This window comes from Streptomyces sp. CA-135486 (assembly GCF_050936555.1).
Lineage (GTDB): Bacteria > Actinomycetota > Actinomycetes > Streptomycetales > Streptomycetaceae > Streptomyces.
The window spans coordinates 1,684,114-1,702,030 of the sequence record NZ_JBNJMM010000002.1 but is presented as its reverse complement, the minus strand read 5'-3'; the positions used below and the strand labels follow the sequence as shown (position 1 = coordinate 1,702,030).

The 17,917-nt window shown below is 68.9% G+C and carries 17 protein-coding genes and 1 riboswitch; of the genes, 6 read left to right on the top strand and 11 right to left on the bottom strand.

What is annotated here, in order from left to right; translation table 11 throughout:
• Positions 1–29: 29 nt before the first annotated feature.
• The 8 genes from ACQEVG_RS27170 to ACQEVG_RS27135 form a co-directional block, all read right to left on the bottom strand.
• Positions 30–1,229 (bottom strand): ABC transporter ATP-binding protein, encoded by a 1,200-nt coding sequence (locus ACQEVG_RS27170; protein WP_432988488.1) that lies wholly within the window; start codon positions 1,227–1,229, stop codon positions 30–32.
• Positions 1,226–2,347 carry an ABC transporter ATP-binding protein gene (locus tag ACQEVG_RS27165; protein ID WP_432988486.1) on the bottom strand — a complete coding sequence of 374 codons (1,122 nt, stop codon included), beginning with the start codon at positions 2,345–2,347 and terminating at the stop codon, positions 1,226–1,228. The genes ACQEVG_RS27170 and ACQEVG_RS27165 overlap by 4 nt, the downstream gene beginning before the upstream one ends.
• Positions 2,344–3,300, bottom strand: a complete 957-nt coding sequence (locus tag ACQEVG_RS27160) for an ABC transporter permease (protein ID WP_432992929.1) — start codon at positions 3,298–3,300, stop codon at positions 2,344–2,346. Before ACQEVG_RS27160 ends, ACQEVG_RS27165 begins: the two co-directional genes overlap by 4 nt.
• A gap of 186 nt (positions 3,301–3,486) precedes the next feature.
• Positions 3,487–5,256 (bottom strand): ABC transporter substrate-binding protein, encoded by a 1,770-nt coding sequence (locus tag ACQEVG_RS27155; RefSeq protein WP_432988484.1) that lies wholly within the window; start codon positions 5,254–5,256, stop codon positions 3,487–3,489.
• Positions 5,257–5,387: 131 nt separating this feature from the next.
• Positions 5,388–6,392: an ABC transporter permease gene (locus ACQEVG_RS27150; protein ID WP_404723932.1), complete on the bottom strand. Its 1,005-nt coding sequence runs from the start codon at positions 6,390–6,392 to the stop codon at positions 5,388–5,390.
• 428 nt (positions 6,393–6,820) lie between these two features.
• On the bottom strand, positions 6,821–7,609 hold the full coding sequence (locus tag ACQEVG_RS27145; protein WP_432988482.1) for an enhanced serine sensitivity protein SseB C-terminal domain-containing protein: 789 nt from the start codon (positions 7,607–7,609) through the stop codon (positions 6,821–6,823).
• Positions 7,610–7,676: 67 nt separating this feature from the next.
• Entirely contained in the window at positions 7,677–8,447 is a 771-nt protein-coding gene (locus ACQEVG_RS27140) for an enhanced serine sensitivity protein SseB (RefSeq protein WP_432988480.1), read from the bottom strand.
• Between the two features lie 111 nt (positions 8,448–8,558).
• The gene (locus tag ACQEVG_RS27135; RefSeq protein WP_432988478.1) at positions 8,559–9,227 is read right to left on the bottom strand and encodes an AAA family ATPase; all 669 of its coding nucleotides are present in this window, start codon (positions 9,225–9,227) and stop codon (positions 8,559–8,561) included.
• Positions 9,228–9,409: 182 nt separating this feature from the next.
• Positions 9,410–9,505: riboswitch (glycine riboswitch) on the top strand.
• Positions 9,506–9,653: 148 nt separating this feature from the next.
• Between ACQEVG_RS27135 and gcvT the strand changes: the two genes are divergently transcribed.
• The 5 genes from gcvT to ACQEVG_RS27110 all read left to right on the top strand — a co-directional run bounded on the left by gcvT (position 9,654) and on the right by ACQEVG_RS27110 (position 14,609).
• The gene (gene gcvT / locus ACQEVG_RS27130) at positions 9,654–10,769 is read left to right on the top strand and encodes a glycine cleavage system aminomethyltransferase GcvT (protein ID WP_432988476.1); all 1,116 of its coding nucleotides are present in this window, start codon (positions 9,654–9,656) and stop codon (positions 10,767–10,769) included.
• Between the two features lie 58 nt (positions 10,770–10,827).
• Positions 10,828–11,202, top strand: a complete 375-nt coding sequence (gene gcvH, locus ACQEVG_RS27125) for a glycine cleavage system protein GcvH (RefSeq protein WP_432988474.1) — start codon at positions 10,828–10,830, stop codon at positions 11,200–11,202.
• Positions 11,203–11,224: 22 nt separating this feature from the next.
• The gene (glyA, locus tag ACQEVG_RS27120; protein ID WP_432988472.1) at positions 11,225–12,484 is read left to right on the top strand and encodes a serine hydroxymethyltransferase; all 1,260 of its coding nucleotides are present in this window, start codon (positions 11,225–11,227) and stop codon (positions 12,482–12,484) included.
• 126 nt (positions 12,485–12,610) lie between these two features.
• Positions 12,611–13,978 carry an L-serine ammonia-lyase gene (locus ACQEVG_RS27115; protein ID WP_432988470.1) on the top strand — a complete coding sequence of 456 codons (1,368 nt, stop codon included), beginning with the start codon at positions 12,611–12,613 and terminating at the stop codon, positions 13,976–13,978.
• A gap of 244 nt (positions 13,979–14,222) precedes the next feature.
• Positions 14,223–14,609, top strand: a complete 387-nt coding sequence (locus tag ACQEVG_RS27110) for an STAS domain-containing protein (protein ID WP_432988468.1) — start codon at positions 14,223–14,225, stop codon at positions 14,607–14,609.
• A gap of 78 nt (positions 14,610–14,687) precedes the next feature.
• Here ACQEVG_RS27110 and ACQEVG_RS27105 read toward each other — a convergent pair whose 3' ends face one another.
• Entirely contained in the window at positions 14,688–14,903 is a 216-nt protein-coding gene (locus ACQEVG_RS27105; RefSeq protein WP_432988466.1) for an EF-hand domain-containing protein, read from the bottom strand.
• A gap of 144 nt (positions 14,904–15,047) precedes the next feature.
• Here ACQEVG_RS27105 and ACQEVG_RS27100 point away from each other — a divergent pair, with 144 nt between their 5' ends.
• Positions 15,048–15,686, top strand: coding sequence for a GNAT family N-acetyltransferase (locus ACQEVG_RS27100; RefSeq protein WP_432988464.1), 639 nt, complete (start codon positions 15,048–15,050; stop codon positions 15,684–15,686).
• 189 nt (positions 15,687–15,875) lie between these two features.
• Here the strand turns inward: ACQEVG_RS27100 and ACQEVG_RS27095 are convergent, their stop codons facing one another.
• A complete protein-coding gene (locus tag ACQEVG_RS27095; protein ID WP_432988462.1) occupies positions 15,876–17,051 on the bottom strand; it encodes a YncE family protein in 1,176 nt (391 codons plus the stop codon).
• Between the two features lie 59 nt (positions 17,052–17,110).
• Positions 17,111–17,905 carry a polysaccharide deacetylase family protein gene (locus ACQEVG_RS27090; RefSeq protein ID WP_432988460.1) on the bottom strand — a complete coding sequence of 265 codons (795 nt, stop codon included), beginning with the start codon at positions 17,903–17,905 and terminating at the stop codon, positions 17,111–17,113.
• Positions 17,906–17,917: the final 12 nt, after the last annotated feature.

Sequence of the window (17,917 nt, the reverse complement as noted above, 5' to 3'; positions counted from 1 at the left end):
GCCAGACAACGCGCACCGATCCACACGGCCTAGCCCCGATCGTCCCCGTCCGCGTCGGCGTCGACCTTCGCAAGGTCCGCCTTCGCCGCATCCGCGGCCACATCGGACGCGGCGTACGCCGATTCCTCGGACTTCGGTGTCGCCGCCACGATGTCGATCGCCTCCCGCGCCGACGGCAGCGCCACATCCTCCGGCGCCCGGTCCTCCGCGTTCTCCGGGTGGTGGCAGGCCACCTGCTGGCCCGGGCGCAGCGCGATCAGCGGCGGTTCCTGCGTCTTGCAGATCTCCGTCGCCTTCCAGCACCGGGTATGGAACCGGCACCCCGTCGGCGGCGAGATCGGCGACGGCACATCGCCCTTCAGCAGGATCCGGTCGCTCTTGCCGCCCCGCCTGCGCGGGTCAGGCACCGGTACCGCCGACAGCAGCGCCTTGGTGTACGGGTGCATCGGCGACTCGTACAGCGACTTGCGGTCCGCAAGCTCCACGATCTTGCCGAGGTACATCACCGCGATCCGGTCCGACACATGCCGGATCACCGAAAGGTCGTGCGCGATGATCACATACGTCAGGCCCAGCTCGTCCTGGAGGTCGTCCAGCAGGTTCACCACCTGCGCCTGGATCGACACGTCCAGCGCGGAGACCGGCTCGTCCGCCACGACCAGCTTCGGCTTCAGCGCGAGCGCACGCGCGATGCCGATGCGCTGGCGCTGGCCGCCGGAGAACTCGTGCGGATAGCGGTTGTAGTGCTCGGGGTTGAGGCCCACCAGCTCGAGGAGGCGCTGGACCTCCTTCTTGATGCCGCCCTCGGGCCGCACTCCCTGCAGCTTGAACGGCGCGGAGACGATCGTGCCGATCGTGTGCCGCGGGTTCAGCGAGGAGTAGGGATCCTGGAAGATCATCTGGACGTCACGACGCAGCGGGCGCATCTTGCCGACGCCCAGGTGCGTGATGTCGTGGCCCTCGAACTCGATCTTCCCGCCGGTCGGTTCGAGCAGCCGGGTGATCAGCCGGCCCATCGTCGACTTGCCGCAGCCGGACTCGCCCACCACGCCCAGCGTCTCGCCCGGGCGGACGTCGAAGGTCAGCCCGTCGACCGCCTGCACGGCCCCGGCATGCCGCCGCAGCAGGCCCTTCCTGATGGGGAAGTGCTTGACCAGGCCCTCGACCTTCAGCAGCGCCCCGGGCTCGCCGGTCGACTGCTCGGGGATCTTCACTTCGTTCTCGCTCACAGCTTGGGCGCAATCTCTTCGGTCCAGATCCGCGTCCGCTCGTCCTGCGACATGTGGCAGGCGGAGAAGTGCCGGCTGCCGACCTCGCGGAGTTCGGGGCGGACGGTGCGCGTCAGGTTGTCCTTGGGGACATCCGCGTACGGGCACCGCGGGTTGAAGGCACAGCCGTCGGGGATGTTGATCAGGCTGGGCGGGGAGCCCTTGACCGGGATCAGGCGCTCGGTCTGGTCCCGGTCGATCCGCGGCATCGAGCCCAGCAGGCCCCAGGTGTAGGGGTGCTGCGGCTCGTAGAAGACCTTGTCGGCCGGACCGCGCTCGATGCACCGGCCGCCGTACATCACCAGGATGTCGTCCGCCAGCTCGGCGACGACGCCCAGGTCGTGGGTGATGATGATGACCGCCGAGCCGAACTCCTTCTGCAGATCCCGGATGAGGTCGAGGATCTGCGCCTGGACGGTCACGTCCAGCGCCGTCGTCGGCTCGTCGGCGATCAGCAGTTCGGGGTTGTTCACGAGCGACATGGCGATCATCGCGCGCTGGCGCATACCGCCGGAGAACTCGTGCGGGTAGTTGTCGACGCGCTTGTCGGGCTGCGGGATGCCGACCCGGTCGAGCAGTTCGATCGCCCGCTTGCGAGCGACCTTCTTGTCGACGTCGTTGTGGACGCGGTAGGCCTCCACGATCTGGCGGCCGATCGTGTAGTACGGGTGCAGCGCGGACAGCGGGTCCTGGAAGATCATCGCCATCTGGCGGCCGCGCAGCTTGCGCACCTCGTCCGGGTCGGCGCCGAGCAGTTCCCGGCCGTCGAGCCAGACCTCGCCGGAGATCTGCGCCTTGCGGCGGCCGTACTGACCCGCGGTGTGCAGGCCCATGATGCCGAGCGAGGTGACGGACTTTCCGGAGCCGGACTCGCCGACGATACCGAGGGTCTTGCCCTTCTCCAGCTGGAAGCTGAGGCCGTCGACGGACTTGACCAGACCGTCGTCGGTCGGGAAGTGGACCTTGAGGTCACGTACTTCCAGGAAGGCCGTGGGGGCGGGCGAGCCGACAGCGGCGGGCTCACCGAGCGCGGTGCCGGTCACCGGAAGCTCGCCACTGGGCTTGTCGAGGTTGCTCATCCGATCCTCACTCGCGGGTCGATCACGGCGTACAGAAGGTCCACGAGGAGGTTCGCCACACAGATGAACAGGGCCGCGAACAGCGTGACTCCCAGGATCAGCGGAAGATCCTTGGTGTTGATCGAGTCGATCGCGAGCCGGCCCAGGCCGGGCAGGTTGTACGTGGATTCGGTGAGGACCGCACCGCCGAGCAGCGCACCGAGGTCCAGGCCGAGCAGGGTCAGCACGGGCGTCCAGGTGGAGCGCATCGCGTGCCGTCCGATGACGACCCGCTCCGTGAGGCCTTTGGCACGGGCCGTACGGATGTAGTCCTCGCCCATGATCTCCAGCATGGTTGCCCGGGTGAGCCGGGCGTACATCGCCGCGTAGAGGAAGGCGAGTGTGATCCACGGCAGGATCAGCGTCTGGAACCACTGTGCCGGGTCCTCGCCGAAGGACGTGAACTCACCGCTGATCCAGTCCAGCTGATAGCTGAAGATCGCCAGCGAGAGCAGACCGGTGAAGTAGATGGGGAGCGAGACGCCGGCCAGTGCGACGGTCATCGCGGTCCGGTCCCACAGGGTGCCCCGGCGCAGCGCCGAGACGACGCCGGCGGCGACACCGCCGACGACCCACAGCAGGCAGGCGCCCGCGGCGAGCGACAGGGTGACCGGGATCGCCTCGGTCAGCTGCGGCCAGACCTCCTGCTCGGTGCGGAAGGAGTAGCCGAAGCAGGGGGCAGGGCAGTGGGTGACATCCGCGCCGTTGGTGTAGTCCCGACCGGCGAAAAGGCCCTGGACGAAGTGCCAGAACTGCACCAGCACCGGGTCGGAGAGGCCCAGCTTCTGCCGGATTCCCTCAATGGAGGCGGGGTCGGTCTGCTTGCCGGCGAAGAGATACGCCGGGTCGGAACCGGCCCACTTCGGGAGCACGAAGAAGATGACGAAGGTCGTCAGGGTCACGACCAACAGCATCATGGCGACGGCGAACAAACGCCGGATGACATAAGCAAGCACTGTGCGCGGCCCGGCGACGGCCCGGGAAACCCGGATTACGGGTTCCCCGGACCGCCGCCCGAGGCCATCACCTGCCCTTCGGGACTGGCGGGTTGGGCGATGGTGGGGTGTGACTCGTCACGAGTGACGGTTACTTGACGACGGTTACTTGACGACGCCCAGGGAGACGTAGTCGTAACGGCCGTTGTACGCCGCGGTGGAGTAGGCGTTCGTCAGGTTCGAGCTGCGCCAGGTGAAGTTCTTCTCGTAGATGAACGGCATCTGGACGGCGAGGTCCGCGACAGCGTGGTTCATCTGCTTGTAGATCTCACCGGCCTTGGCGGGGTCGGTCTCCTTGAGAGCGTCGTCGAAGAGCTTGTTGATCTTCGGGTCGTTCGTCTCGGAACCGTTGTAGTTGCCGTTCGCCACGATGAAGCGGCCGTCGATCAGCGGCTGCGAGAAGCCCTGACCGGTCGGGAAGTCCGGGCCCCAGCCGGTCATGATCAGTCCGAGACCGCGCTTCTTCACGACGGCCGGCGAACCGGTGATGCTGGAGGACTCGGCGCCGTCGATCGGCTCGACCTCGGCCTTGATGCCGACCGCCTGCAGGGACTGCTGCAGGGCCTCGGCGACCTGGACCTCGCCCGGGTTGTTGCTGCGGGCGCTGATGACGGTGGAGAAGCCGGCGGGCTTGCCGCACTTCTGCAGGGCCGCCTTGGCCTTGGCGACGTCGGGCTTGCCGCCGCGCGCCAGGATGCCGTACGGGTCGTAGTCGTCCGAGCCCGCGATGGACTTGGGCAGCATGTTGGTGGCGATGTCGCCACCGGCGTCCGGGCCACCACGGACCGTCTGCATCGACTTGTAGTCGGCCGCGTAGAGCACGGCCTTGCGGCACTCGATGTTGTCGAACGGCGCGACCTTGGTGGCGATGTCGACGTAGCGGATGAAGCTGGTCGAGATGTTGTCGACGTTGTCCTTGTGCTGCTTGAGCGCCGTGGTTCGGCCCGACTGGGACATGCCGGTGGCGTTCAGGTCGAGGTCGTACTCGCCCTTGATGAGCAGCTGGTCGATCGCCTCGATGTTGGAGTTGATCGTGACCGTGATCTTGTCCGGCAGGGCCGGGCGGATCGGGTCGGAGGCCTTCTGCCACTTGTCGTTGCGGACGAGGACAGCGCCCTTCTTGGGCGTGTACGACTCGAACTTGTACGGGCCCGAGGAGAACGGCTTGAGCTGGTACTTGCCCGCCGTGTCCTTCTCCTTCTTCACCGGGGAGCCGGCCGGCATCGCGAGCATCTGCTCGAAGTCACCGTTGGGCGTCGCCAGGTTGAAGACGATGGTCTTGTCGTTCGGCGTCTGGATCGCCTTCAGACCGAGCTTGTCCGGCGTCGTGTCCTTGTAGGGACCCTTGTACTCGGTCTTGGGGTCGAGGACCTGGCGCAGGTAGGCCGGACCGCCGGTGATGACGTCCGTGGCCCAGATGCGCTCGATGCCGTACTTGATGTCCTTGGAGGTGATCGGCGTGCCGTCCTCCCAGGTGATCCCGTCGCGCAGCTCGTACGTGTACGTCTTGCCGCCGTTGGAGACCACGCCCTTGGCCTTGGCGAGGTCGGGCACGAGCTCGGCGCCGCCGGCGCCCGGCTTCGGCGCGTAGGAGACCAGCTGGCGCGCGTAGAACCGGGAGAAGTCCCAGGCCATGCCGTAGTACTGGCGCTGCGGGTCGGTGGAGTCGAAGTCCTGCTTGCCGATGAACTTCAGCGTGCCGCCCTTCTTGGCGGACGCGTTGGCAACACCCTTCGTACCAGCGTTGTACCCGGCGGCCTTGCCGCCGTTGTCGTCCTTGTCGCCGCCACCACAAGCCGCTGTGGCCGTGAGCGCGACCACGACGAGCGCCGCTCCGGCGATCCGCCTGGTTCTCGACGAACGTAGGGCTGTCATTGTTCCTGCAACCTCCGGGATAGCGCGGTTCTTGGCTGGATGCCGAGGAACCATCTGGGAGCCGCCTGACGTCTGTGGCAGGGGCACGTTCAGTTGTCTGCGGCCGGACGGCGCCGCGGGGTGAGTGGCCGTCAACGGGTGCCCTTGGGGTCGAGCGCGTCGCGCACGCCGTCGCCGAAGAGGTTGAAGGCCAGTACCGTGACGAAGATCGCCAGACCCGGGACGACCATGAACGTCGGGTCTTCCTGGTAGTACTCCACGGCCTTGGAGAGCATCTGCCCCCAGGAGGCCGTGGGCGGCCGCACACCTGCCCCAAGGAAGCTGAGCGCCGCCTCGGTGAGGATGTTCGTGGGAATCATCAGGGTGGTGTAGACGGTGATCGGGGCGACCAGGTTGGGCAGCAGCTCCTTGAAGAGCACATAGCGCTGGCCGGCTCCCAGACTCCGGGCCGCCTCGACGTACTCCTTCTCGCGCAGTGAGAGGGTCTGACCGCGCACGATGCGGCCCACGTACGGCCAGCCGAAGAAGCCGATCACCATGACCAGGACGGCGATACGGACGTTGCTGCCGGTGAGGCCGAACAGATCGCTGGGGAGCACGGAGACCAGCGAGATGATGAAGAGCAGCTGCGGGAAGGCCAGCAGCATGTCCATCACCCGGCTGATGATCGCGTCGACCCAGCCGCCGAAGTAGCCCGCGACGATGCCGAAGATCGTGCCGAGCAGTACGGCGACCAGTGCCGCGAGGAAGGCCACCAGGAGCGAGATGCGCGCGCCGTAGACGATGCGACTGAACACATCGCGGCCGTTCTGCGGCTCGAGGCCCAGCAGGAAGTCCGAACTGATGCCGCCGAAGGAGCCCTTGGGGGTGCCGAACAGCGGGTCGATCTGGTCCTGGTGGAACTCGTTGGGCGGGTGACCGAGCAGGCTCACGATCCAGGGCGCGAAGAGCGCCACCAGCACCAGGAAGATGACAACGATGCCGCCCGCCAGTGCCAGCTTGTCCCGCTTCAGGCGGGTCCAGGCAATCTGCCGGAGCGACCGCCCTTCTACCGACTTCTTGACTTCAGCCGCCGCGACATCGACGGCAGCGGTCTTGTCCGCGTCCGCGCTCGTGTCGTGCAATGGTGCCGTCATCGTGGTGGGGACCCCTCTCGGCCGGAGGTGACCGGCCCGTACCCGCCGCTGTAGCGGCTTTGTTCACAACATGTGGTGCACGTGGAGCTTTGGCACGAGAAGAACGCGTGAAGCGCGCCGCACACAGGGGCGAATATCCCCTTGCTGCGGGAGTCTTCAATGGTCTCGCGATCACGCACCAGCCCCCTTGGGGAATGTTTGCTCAAACGTGATGCACAGTGAGGGTTTCCGTTATACGGACGGAGTCGACGCCTGAGCGGAACGTCATCTACCGCAAATGGGGCGAAAGTTGAGTGAGATACCGCTATGCGGACAACAGCGGCTCATTCGATTGCAAGGCGTTCGAGGTCTTGGGCACACACAATCCCACCCAGACCTTCACGCGCAGCATGGAAGTGTCTCGGCTCAGCGGCCCTGCAGAGGGTCCGTCAGCGGCCGTGCAGCGGGGTCCCGCCGGCCGGGCCGGGGGCCGGTGCGCCGCCGTGCGCGTCACGGTCGTAGAAGGGACGGGCGTTGGCCCGCAGCCACATCGTGACCGGGTCGTACTCGTCGGACATCGCGACCGTGGAGACCGGCAGCCCGTCCGGCACGGAACCGATCGACTGCTGCATCATCGCCCGCACCGTGTCCACGGACTGTCTGCTCGTGTCGTACAGATCGAGCCCGATGGCGAGGTACGGAGCGCCGAGCGCGGGCTGCACCCAGGCGCGGCGCAACGAGCGGACCGCGGGGGTGCGGTGGGCGTTCTGCGAGAGCAGGGCGTAGAAATGCGGCATGTCGACGGCCGGTTCGGACAGCCGCAGGGGTCCGGCGGGCATCCGGTCGAGGCCGGTCGCGATCCGGCGCAGATCCAGCCAGGGGATGCCCACACCGCCGCCGGGTGCGTGCGGGTTGAGCCAGATCCCCCAGCGCTCGGGGTACAGGGCGCGGGCAACGTCGGGGCCGCTGATCACTTCGTGGGCGCGGTTCCAGCCGGAGACGGCGAGCTCCTGGGCGGAGGTGACGCACGGCGCGTAGCCGACGCCGTCGACCTCCATGTTCCCGTACTGGGCGTCGGGCGAGCCGGCCTGGCCGTGCCAGAGCAGCATCCAGAGCCTGCTGCTCGCCGGGTCGGCGATCGCGTGCAGCAGCGCCTCGTACGCGTCGTAGCGTCCGGGTGTCACCTGGCGCAGCATGTGCTCGACCTGCCCCGCCGCCGCGGTGCCTGACGCACTCACCCTGGGTTCCGCCCCTCTTCGATCGACCATTCCAGCTTAAACGGCAGCCCTGACACCCACTTGACGACTACACGTGCTGTCGTTGGTAGAAGGGCCGCAGCCGCTCAAGCATCCACTCTCCGACAGGGTCCTGCGCCACATCCAGAAGTACGAGATTGACGGGCCAGCACACCTGTGCCCGGCCCAGCGCCCGGCCGAGCGCGTCCATGGGGGCGTTGCGGTCCGCGCCCTCCCAGGAGGACAGCTGGACGCCGATGAACAGGGTGGGCGGATCGCCCTCGACGGAAGCGAGGGCACGGCGGGCGGTGAGGACGACACCGGAGGCCTCGAACTCACCGGCCGCGGCGGCGAGGAAGTCGACCGGCTCCTCCTGCCAGTCCGGCTCGAAGAGCCGCACCCGGCCGCCTGTCGCGGGCCCGTCCAGCAGAGTGCGTCCCACCCGGCACAACTCGGCGACGGCGGGCGGCGGCAGCGGGGCGCCGACGGCGCCGTCCGGGTTCACCGCGATGCCGAGCTGCGGGGGCAGCCCCCGGGCGAATTCGCGGGCGGGGGCGACGGTGAAGGGCATATGGCTGCCGACGCATGCCATGAACTGCTGCTCGGAGCTGTAGACAGGAACGTACGCGGCGCCCTCGATGTCCATCGTGGGCAGGTCGAGGTTGGGGCTGTCGGGGCTGCCCCCGTTGGGCAGCGGCACCCAGATGTGGCTGCGGCCGAGCACCTCGACGAGACGGCCGCCGGCCGAGGCGTTGCCGAGGGATGCGCCGAGCACCTCTTCGAGCTCGTTCGCCGGCCAGCCGCCGTACGGATGCGGATGGGCCTGCTCCGGTGTGTGCATGTGCGTCCTTCTCCCCCGGCTTTCTCCGGTCTTGCGCCACCGACCCTAGCGCCGCGACCGCGCGGCACGCAGTCGGGCCCGAATGGTGGCCGCGAGAAGCCGCGCACCGCACTACGACTCCTCGAAGCCCACCCGCGTCAGCGCCGCCGCCGCGTCCCGGTCCAGCAGGACGGCCGATGCGCAGCCCGCGGGCAGCCGCCCCGCCTCCGCGTCGCGGATCAGCCGGCCCACAGCCCGTCTGTGCCGGGCGAAGGCATAGCCGGAGACCCCGCGGCCGCGCTCGCGCTGCCCCTCCCTGGCCACGGCCGGCGTGACGTCGAGCAGCACCAGATGGAGGCCGCTGCCGCGGCGGCGCGCCTCCCGGGCCAGCCAGCGCCGCACCCAGGCCTGGGTGCCGCAGTCGTGCACGACCACGCCCAGGCCGGAACGGAGCGCGCGCCGCAGTCCCGCGTAGTGGGCGATCCGAACCAGCGGGCGGTAGACGGCGTACGGCAGCAGCCGCGGCATCCACGCGTCCCAGCGGTCCCGGGTGTCCTGCGAGTCGATCCCCCTGCCGCTCGCCGCTTGTCTGATCAGCGTGGACTTTCCGCTGCCCGGCAGGCCGGAGACGACCACGACATCGCCGTCGGCGAAGCCCAGGGTGTGCGGACTGCGCCCGGAGCGGTCTCTCAGGTCGCGCAGCACGGGAAGGGGCGCCTCGAAAAGCTCCCGCACGGGCGCGTCCTGCTGGACGGACACCCCCGCGGTCGTCACGTATGCACCGGACCGCTGCACCGTCATCGCCCTCCCCTGTCTCGGGTCACCTTCACCCTTGCCCATGAAGTGTAAAGAATTAGTAATGTGGCACAACCGTTTTGCAGCTGTGGACTGCCCGTGAAGTGCGGCTGCCCGGATCGGGGCCGGACACCCCACATGGCGGCGATGCGTGCAATGATGTGCCCGCCAACTGCATACCGGCCGCTTGAATCCGCGCGGGAGAGTCCTGGCCACTGTGTGCCGGGCGCCGAAGGAGCAAGTTCCTCCCTTGAATCTCTCAGGCCCCGTACCGCGTGTGATGAGGCAGATCTGAAAAGCGAGCCGCTGTCGAGTGGCTCCACCCAAGGTGCAAGTCACGACCACCACTATGTGCGGTCGAGACGAACCTCTCAGGTTCCGATGACAGATGGGGAGGATTGTCCTCGCCGGCCTGCCCTGGGAGCCACATCTATGAGCAACGCCCCCCGTCTCACCGCCCTCGATGCCCTGCACCGTTCGCTCGGTGCGACCATGACCGACTTCGCGGGCTGGGACATGCCGCTGCGGTACGGCAGTGAGCGCGACGAGCACAACGCCGTACGTACCAAGGCCGGTCTCTTCGACCTCTCGCACATGGGCGAGATCACCGTCACCGGACCGCAGGCCGCGGGCCTCCTCGACCATGCGCTGGTGGGCAACATCGGCTCCGTCGCCGTGGGCCGCGCGCGCTACACCATGATCTGTCAGCAGGACGGCGGGATCGTCGACGACCTGATCGTCTACCGCCTCGGCGAGACCGAGTACATGGTCGTCGCCAACGCGGGCAACGCCCAGGTGGTGCTGGACGCCCTGACCGCACGCGCCGAGGGCTTCGACGCCGAGGTGCGCGACGACCGTGAAGCGTACGCGCTGATCGCCGTCCAGGGCCCTCAGTCCCCCGGCATCCTGAAGTCCCTCACCGACGCCGACCTGAACGGTCTCAAGTACTACGCGGGCCTGCCCGGCACGGTCGCCGGCGTCCCCGCGCTGATCGCCCGCACCGGCTACACCGGCGAGGACGGCTTCGAGCTCTTCGTCGAGCCGCAGCACGCCGAGAAGCTCTGGCAGGCACTGACCGAGGCGGGCGCCCCGGTGGGCCTCATCCCCTGCGGGCTCTCCTGCCGCGACACGCTGCGCCTGGAGGCGGGCATGCCGCTGTACGGGCACGAGCTGACGACCGCGCTGACCCCCTTCGACGCGGGCCTCGGCCGGGTCGTGAAGTTCGAGAAGGCTGGGGACTTCGTCGGACGGGACGCGCTCCGCGCCGCGGCCGAGCGCGCGGAGACCAACCCGCCGCGCAAGCTCGTCGGCCTGATCGCCGAAGGCCGCCGGGTTCCCCGCGCCGGCATGACCGTGGTCGCCGACGGCCGGGTGATCGGCGAGGTCACCTCCGGCGCTCCGTCCCCCACGCTCGGCAAGCCGATCGCCATCGCGTATGTGGACGCGGCGCACGCCGCCCCGGGCACCCCCGGCGTCGGCATCGACATCCGCGGCACGCACGAGCCGTACGAGGTCGTGGCGCTGCCGTTCTACAAGCGCCAGAAGTGACACTGCGCACCGAGTCATCGTTCATCAGCACTCCCCCGCGTACAGGAGAATTCAGGTCATGAGCAACCCCCAGCAGCTGCGCTACAGCAAGGAGCACGAGTGGCTGTCGGCCGCCGAGGACGGCGTGTCGACGGTCGGCATCACGGAGCACGCGGCCAACGCGCTCGGCGATGTGGTCTACGTACAGCTCCCGGAGGTCGGTGACACGGTGACCGCGGGCGAGACCTGCGGCGAGCTGGAGTCGACCAAGTCCGTCAGCGACCTGTACTCGCCGGTCAGCGGCGAGGTCGTCGAGGCGAACCAGGACGTCGTGGACGACCCGTCGCTGGTGAACTCCGCACCGTTCGAGGGCGGCTGGCTCTTCAAGGTGCGCGTCGCGGACGAGCCGAAGGACCTGCTCTCCGCGGACGAGTACACCGAGTTCGCCAGCTGACCACGACCCTAGGGACCGCCTGATGTCGCTTCTCAACACCCCTCTCCATGAGCTGGACCCGGAGGTCGCCGCCGCTGTCGACGCCGAGCTCCACCGCCAGCAGTCCACCCTCGAGATGATCGCCTCGGAGAACTTCGCTCCGGTCGCGGTCATGGAGGCCCAGGGCTCCGTCCTCACCAACAAGTACGCCGAGGGCTACCCGGGCCGTCGCTACTACGGCGGCTGCGAGCACGTCGATGTCGTCGAGCAGATCGCCATCGACCGCATCAAGGCCCTGTTCGGCGCCGAGCACGCCAACGTCCAGCCGCACTCGGGCGCCCAGGCGAACGCGGCCGCGATGTTCGCGCTGCTCAAGCCGGGCGACACGATCATGGGTCTGAACCTCGCCCACGGCGGTCATCTGACCCACGGAATGAAGATCAACTTCTCCGGCAAGCTGTACAACGTGGTCGCGTACCACGTGGACAGCGAGACCGGCCAGGTCGACATGGCCGAGGTCGAGCGGCTCGCCAAGGAGTCCCGTCCGAAGCTGATCGTGGCCGGCTGGTCCGCGTACCCGCGTCAGCTGGACTTCGCGGCCTTCCGCCGGATCGCGGACGAGGTCGGCGCGTATCTGATGGTCGACATGGCCCACTTCGCGGGTCTGGTCGCCGCGGGTCTGCACCCCAACCCCGTGCCGCACGCCCATGTCGTGACCACGACCACGCACAAGACCCTCGGCGGTCCGCGCGGCGGCGTCATCCTGTCCACGCAGGAGCTCGCCAAGAAGATCAACTCCGCGGTCTTCCCGGGTCAGCAGGGCGGTCCGCTGGAGCATGTGATCGCGGCGAAGGCGGTCTCCTTCAAGGTCGCGGCCTCCGACGACTTCAAGGAGCGCCAGCAGCGCACGCTGGACGGCGCGCGGATCCTCGCCGAGCGTCTGGTCCAGGCCGATGTGACCGAGCACGGGGTCTCGGTCCTGTCGGGCGGCACGGACGTGCACCTGGTCCTGGTCGACCTGCGCAACTCCGAACTGGACGGCCAGCAGGCCGAGGACCGGCTCCACGAGGTGGGCATCACGGTCAACCGCAACGCCATCCCGAACGACCCGCGGCCGCCGATGGTCACCTCGGGTCTGCGGATCGGCACCCCGGCGCTGGCCACCCGCGGCTTCCAGGACGAGGACTTCCGCGAGGTCGCGGACATCATCGCCGAGGCGCTGAAGCCGTCGTACGACACCGAGGCGCTGCGCACCCGGGTCACCGCCCTGGCCGCGAAGCACCCGCTTTACCCTGGGCTGTAACAGCCCGAAGCAAAACATATGGGGCACCGCGCACACTGGACCGTGCGCGCGGTGCCCCGCACCACGTACTGCCTTCTGCACCACCCGGCAGACAACGGCGTCTACCAACCCCGCTAGGAGTTCTCCGTGGCCATCTCGGTCTTCGACCTGTTCTCGATCGGTATCGGCCCGTCCAGCTCCCATACGGTGGGCCCGATGCGCGCCGCCCGCATGTTTGCGCGGCGGCTCAAGAACGAGGGTCTGCTGGCCCACACCACCGCGATACGCGCCGAGCTCTTCGGCTCCCTGGGCGCGACCGGCCACGGCCACGGCACCCCGAAGGCAGTCCTGCTCGGGCTTGAGGGCAATTCCCCCCGTACGGTCGACGTCGAGACCGCCGACGAGCAGGTGGAGCGGATCAAGCAGCGAGGACGCATCAACATCCTCGGCATGCACGAGATCGACTTCGACTTCGACAAGAACCTGATCCTGCACCGCCGCAAGGCGCTGCCGTACCACGCCAACGGCATGACGGTCTTCGCGTACGACGCAAAGGGCGAAACGGTTCTGGAGAAGACGTACTACTCGGTGGGCGGCGGCTTCGTCGTCGACGAGGACGCCGTCGGCGAGGACCGGATCGTGCTCGACGACACCGTGCTGAAGCACCCCTTCCGCACCGGCGACGAGCTGCTGCGGATGGCCAAGGACACCGGCCTCTCCATCTCCGCCCTGATGCTGGACAACGAGAAGGCCTGGCGCTCCGAGGACGAGATCCGCGAGGGACTCCTGGAGATCTGGCGGGTCATGCAGGCCTGTGTCTCGCGCGGCATGTCCCGCGAGGGCATCCTGCCCGGCGGCCTCAAGGTCCGCCGCCGCGCGGCGAACTCCGCGCGCCAGCTGCGCGCCGAGGGCGACCCGCAGGCCCGCGCCATGGAGTGGATCACTCTGTACGCGATGGCCGTGAACGAGGAGAACGCCGCGGGCGGGCGCGTCGTGACCGCCCCCACCAACGGCGCCGCGGGCATCATCCCGGCGGTGCTGCACTACTACATGAACTTCGTGCCCGGCGCCGACGAGGAGGGCGTGGTCCGCTTCCTGCTCGCCGCGGGCGCGATCGGCATGCTCTTCAAGGAGAACGCCTCGATCTCGGGCGCCGAGGTCGGCTGCCAGGGCGAGGTCGGCTCCGCCTGTTCGATGGCTGCGGGCGCACTCGCGGAGGTGCTCGGCGGCACCCCCGAGCAGGTCGAGAACGCAGCCGAGATCGGCATGGAGCACAACCTCGGGCTGACCTGTGACCCGGTCGGCGGCCTGGTCCAGATCCCGTGCATCGAGCGCAACGGCATGGCGGCGGTGAAGGCCGTGACGGCGGCGAGGATGGCAATGCGCGGGGACGGCAGCCACAAGGTCTCGCTGGACAAGGTCATCAAGACGATGAAGGACACGGGCGCGGACATGTCGGTGAAGTACAAGGAGACCGCGCGCGGCGGCCTCGCGGTGAACATCATCGAGTGCTAGACCCCGGCGGCAGGGCTCAGCGAGGGGTCAGTGGGTGGGTGGGGAGTACATCGGCGGGTGATCGTCACCGCCACCCGCCTCGGCGGTCAAGCCAGTTCACGAGAGTTCACCCGCACGAGGGAGTTTCGAGAGCTCCGAACGTTTTTTCTCCTCCGCGCCCCCAGTGCCTCGCACTAGTGTCGGGTCCTGTTCACCCAGGCTCCCGGCCGCCAGACCACGCCCGCCGCAGCAAGGAGGCACAGCCATGACCGAGGGGCTGACTTCCAGCTCGTACGACTTACGCGTGCCCCTTCCGGGGCCGTACGGCCGCGTCTACCGCAGCCGTACCCGTACGGTCGTCGAGCTGCACGGTGAGATCGACATTGCCGCGGCCACGCTGATCGGGGCGTATCTGGATGTCGTCACCGCCATACGCGAGCACCAAGTGGTGGTCGACCTGACGCATGTGGCGTTCTTCGACTGCTCCGGCCTTGCGCTGTTGTGCGGGGCGCGGCGGCGCACCGACGAGAACGACGGGCGGATGTGGGTGGTGTGCGACGGCCCGGCGGTCCTGCGGGTGTTCCGGGCAGGAGGGCTGCTGGAGGCGTTCGGCACACTGCCGACGCTGGAGGCGGCGCTCGCGGCTGACTGAGCGGCCGCAGCGCCGGCGGTCCCCGGCGGGCCGGGGCCTCCTCCAGAGCCTTCGGCCCGGGAGGGGTCCCCAGGTGAATCAGGCCTTGTTCAGCGAGTCCCAGAACTCCTCGAACGTCAGCTGACCGTCGCCGTTCGCGTCCTTCGTCCTGATCACTGCCTCGGCGACCGTCTCGGTGACATGGAAGTCGCCCAGCTGCGCCATCACGCTCTTGTACTCCGCCGCCGTGATCAGGCCGTCGCCGTTCAGGTCGTACCGCTCGAACGCCCTGCGCGCCTCTTCGATGTCCGCCACTGCTTCCGCCCCTTCTTCGTGCACTACTGACGGGGTCAGATTATCGGCCCACGCTCCGCTCACCCGCATGCACCCGTCCTACGTCCTCAAGGGAGAGACCTGGGCCTCCGCGGGTGGAGACTCACAAGGAGAAAGGGACCCGGAATGAGCGAGGCACTGGCGAGGATCCTGGCAGCCGCGGCGGCCGGGGAGTTCCCGCCCCCGGACGGCTGTACGACGGTGATCGGGCAGCCGAACGCCCGCGACGCCGGAGTACTGGCCTTCACCGCGCACTCGGTGATCTTCACGGACGAGGATCCGGAGTGGGTACGGGCCGAGCTCGCCGCGACCGACTCCGACCGGCTGGCAGCCGCGATGAACCCGTCGTTCCTGGCCGCGATGCTGGCCCGCACCGGCCGCTCGATGAACACCATCGACCTGGTGACGGTCGCCCCGGCGCTGCCCGGCCGGCCCGAGCTCGAGCTGCGTGAGATCGAGGACCCGGATCACACGCGGGTCGCGCGGGCCATGAAGTACCGCGACGGCGTACGGGTGTGGGCCGCCGAGGGCGGTGTGCTGATCCTTGGCCGGGGGGTGGCCAGCCGTTGGGAGACCGCGATCGAGGTGGACGACCAGGCGCGCGGCCGGGGCCTCGGCCTGGCGCTGGCGACGGCTGCCCGTCATCTGGTGCCGGACTCGGTTCTGTGGGCCCAGCAGTCGCCCGGCAACGCGCGCAGCGTGCGGACCTTCCAGGCGGCGGGCTTCCGGCCGGTGGGCTCGGAGGCACTGTTCATGGCCGGCTGACACCTTCAAGCCCCGCCGGCGATTGAGGCGCGGGGCTCGGGGCGGAGCCCGACGGACGCGTGCGCCCGTGGCGGAACCTCAGCCTGGAACGGCTGAAGCGCACGCCCTTCGGGCGTGTCCTCAATCGCCGTACGGGCTGAAATTTCAGCCCCGCCGGCGATTGAGGCGGGGGTCCGGGGCCGGCCACGGTCAGCGGAAGACGCCCGTGTGGCCCAGCGAGTAGCGTCCCGGCTGCGGATAGACCGCCAGTCCGTGCGGGCCGCTGCCCACCGGGATACGCGCCAGCTGCCTGCCGGTCGTGGTGTCGATCGCGTACACCTCGGAGTTGTAACGCCCGGACAGCCACAGCACCTTGCCGTCCGCCGACACACCGCCCATGTCGGGGCTGCCGCCGTCCGGCAGCCACCACTTGTCGGTCAGCCTGTCCTGCGCGAAGTCGAAGATCGAGACGGATCCCTCGCCACGGTTGGAGATGTACATCACCCTGGAGTCCCGGCTGATGTAGAGGCCGTGGCACCCCTTGCCGGTGGGCAGCAGCAGGGGCGTGGTGAAGTTCGCGCCGTCGAGCACCCACACACCGTGCGCCATCATGTCGGCGATGTAGAAGGTCTTGCCGTCCGGGGAGATCTTCACGTCCTGCGGCATCGCGCCGTGGAAGGGCAGCTTCTGCTGGCCGATGACCTCCATCTTCTCCGTGTCCACCTTGAGCAGCTCGCCGGAGAACTCGCAGGAGACGATGAAGTACTTGCCGTCCGCGGAGAAGTCCGTGTGGTTGACGCCGTAGCAGGAGACCGGGGTGACCTTGAGGGGGCTCATGGTGTGCGGATCGCGGAAGACGAGTTCACGGTCCAGCGATGCCATGACGATGGCGTACTTGCCGTTGGGCGTGAAGTAGAGGTTGTACGGGTCGTGCACCTCGACCGGTTTGCCCGCGACTCCGGTGGCCGGGTCGATCGGAGTGAGCGTATGGCCGCGGTTGTTGTTGACCCAGAGCGTCTTCATGTCCCAGGACGGGACGACGTGCTGCGGCTGGACACCGACCGGGATCGTCTCGATGACCTTGTACGTCGTGGGGTCGATGACCGAGACGGAGTTGGAGTTGGTGTTGGGGACGTACACCCGCGACGGGAAGTCCCGGACCACCGGCGAGAGTTGACCCGGCCGGTCCGCCGTGTAGATGTCCTTCGGGTCGAGCACCGGAGGCATACCGGGCAGCCCGGCCGGGGCGGCCTTCTTGGGCCCGTCGGGCGGCACGGCGGCCTTGGTGTCGAGCGCCTCCGTCCTGGCCGGAGGTGAGCCGCAGCCCGCGAGGAGGGCGAGCAGTGCGCCGGCGAACAGCGCGGCGGCCCGCGTTGCGCTCCTCATGGCGATTCTCCCGGCGGTCCGCCGGGTGGTTCTCTTGGCGAGGGAAGTCGTCGGGTGCATCAGCTCAGCAGCTCCGTGGTGGTCACCGCGCGCAGTCCACGGCGGTGGAGGTCGTCGAGGATGGCGGGCAGCGCGGCGACCGTGTCCGCATAGCCGAAGTGCAGGCTCACCACCGATCCGCGCTGGATCTGCCCGGTGACATTGCCGATGACGGCGGCGGCGCCGGGTGAGGTGAAGTCGAGGGAGTCGACGTCGTACGAGAGGACGTGCGGGTAGCCCGCCCGGGCGGCGAGTCTGGTGACGAGAGGTGTCGCGTCCTTCGCACGGGAGGGGCGGAACCAGGTGCCGACGGAGCCGGTGAGCCGGCGCAGTCTCTCGGCACAGTCGGTGATCTCGGCGTATGCCTCGGTCTCGGGCATCGTCGAGACGGCCAGATGCCGCTGGGTGTGATTGCCGAGGTCATGACCGCCGTCGAGGATCCGGCGGGCGATCTGCGGGTACTGGTCGAGCCAGCTGCCGACGGCGAGCACGGTGACGCGGGCGCCCGCCCGCTCGGCCTCGGCGAGCAGGGCCTGGGCGGTGGCCGGGTCACCCTGGCCGTGGAAGGTCAGGGCCACCCGGTCCCGCTCGCGCGGGCCGTGCGCGATCTGGGCGGGCCGGCCGGGAAAGCGGCGGGGGGCGGATGCCGGGCGGGCGGAACGAGACGGCGGCGCCGGGGCAGGGCGGGACGGCGGGGCCGGGGCGGCAGGGGACGCCGGAGCGGGACCGCTGCCGGTGCAGCCCGAGGCGAGGGCGCCCGCGGCGACGGCTCCCGCTCCGGCGCGCAGTGCGCCGCGGCGGTCGATCGGGGTCACGGGAAAGCACAG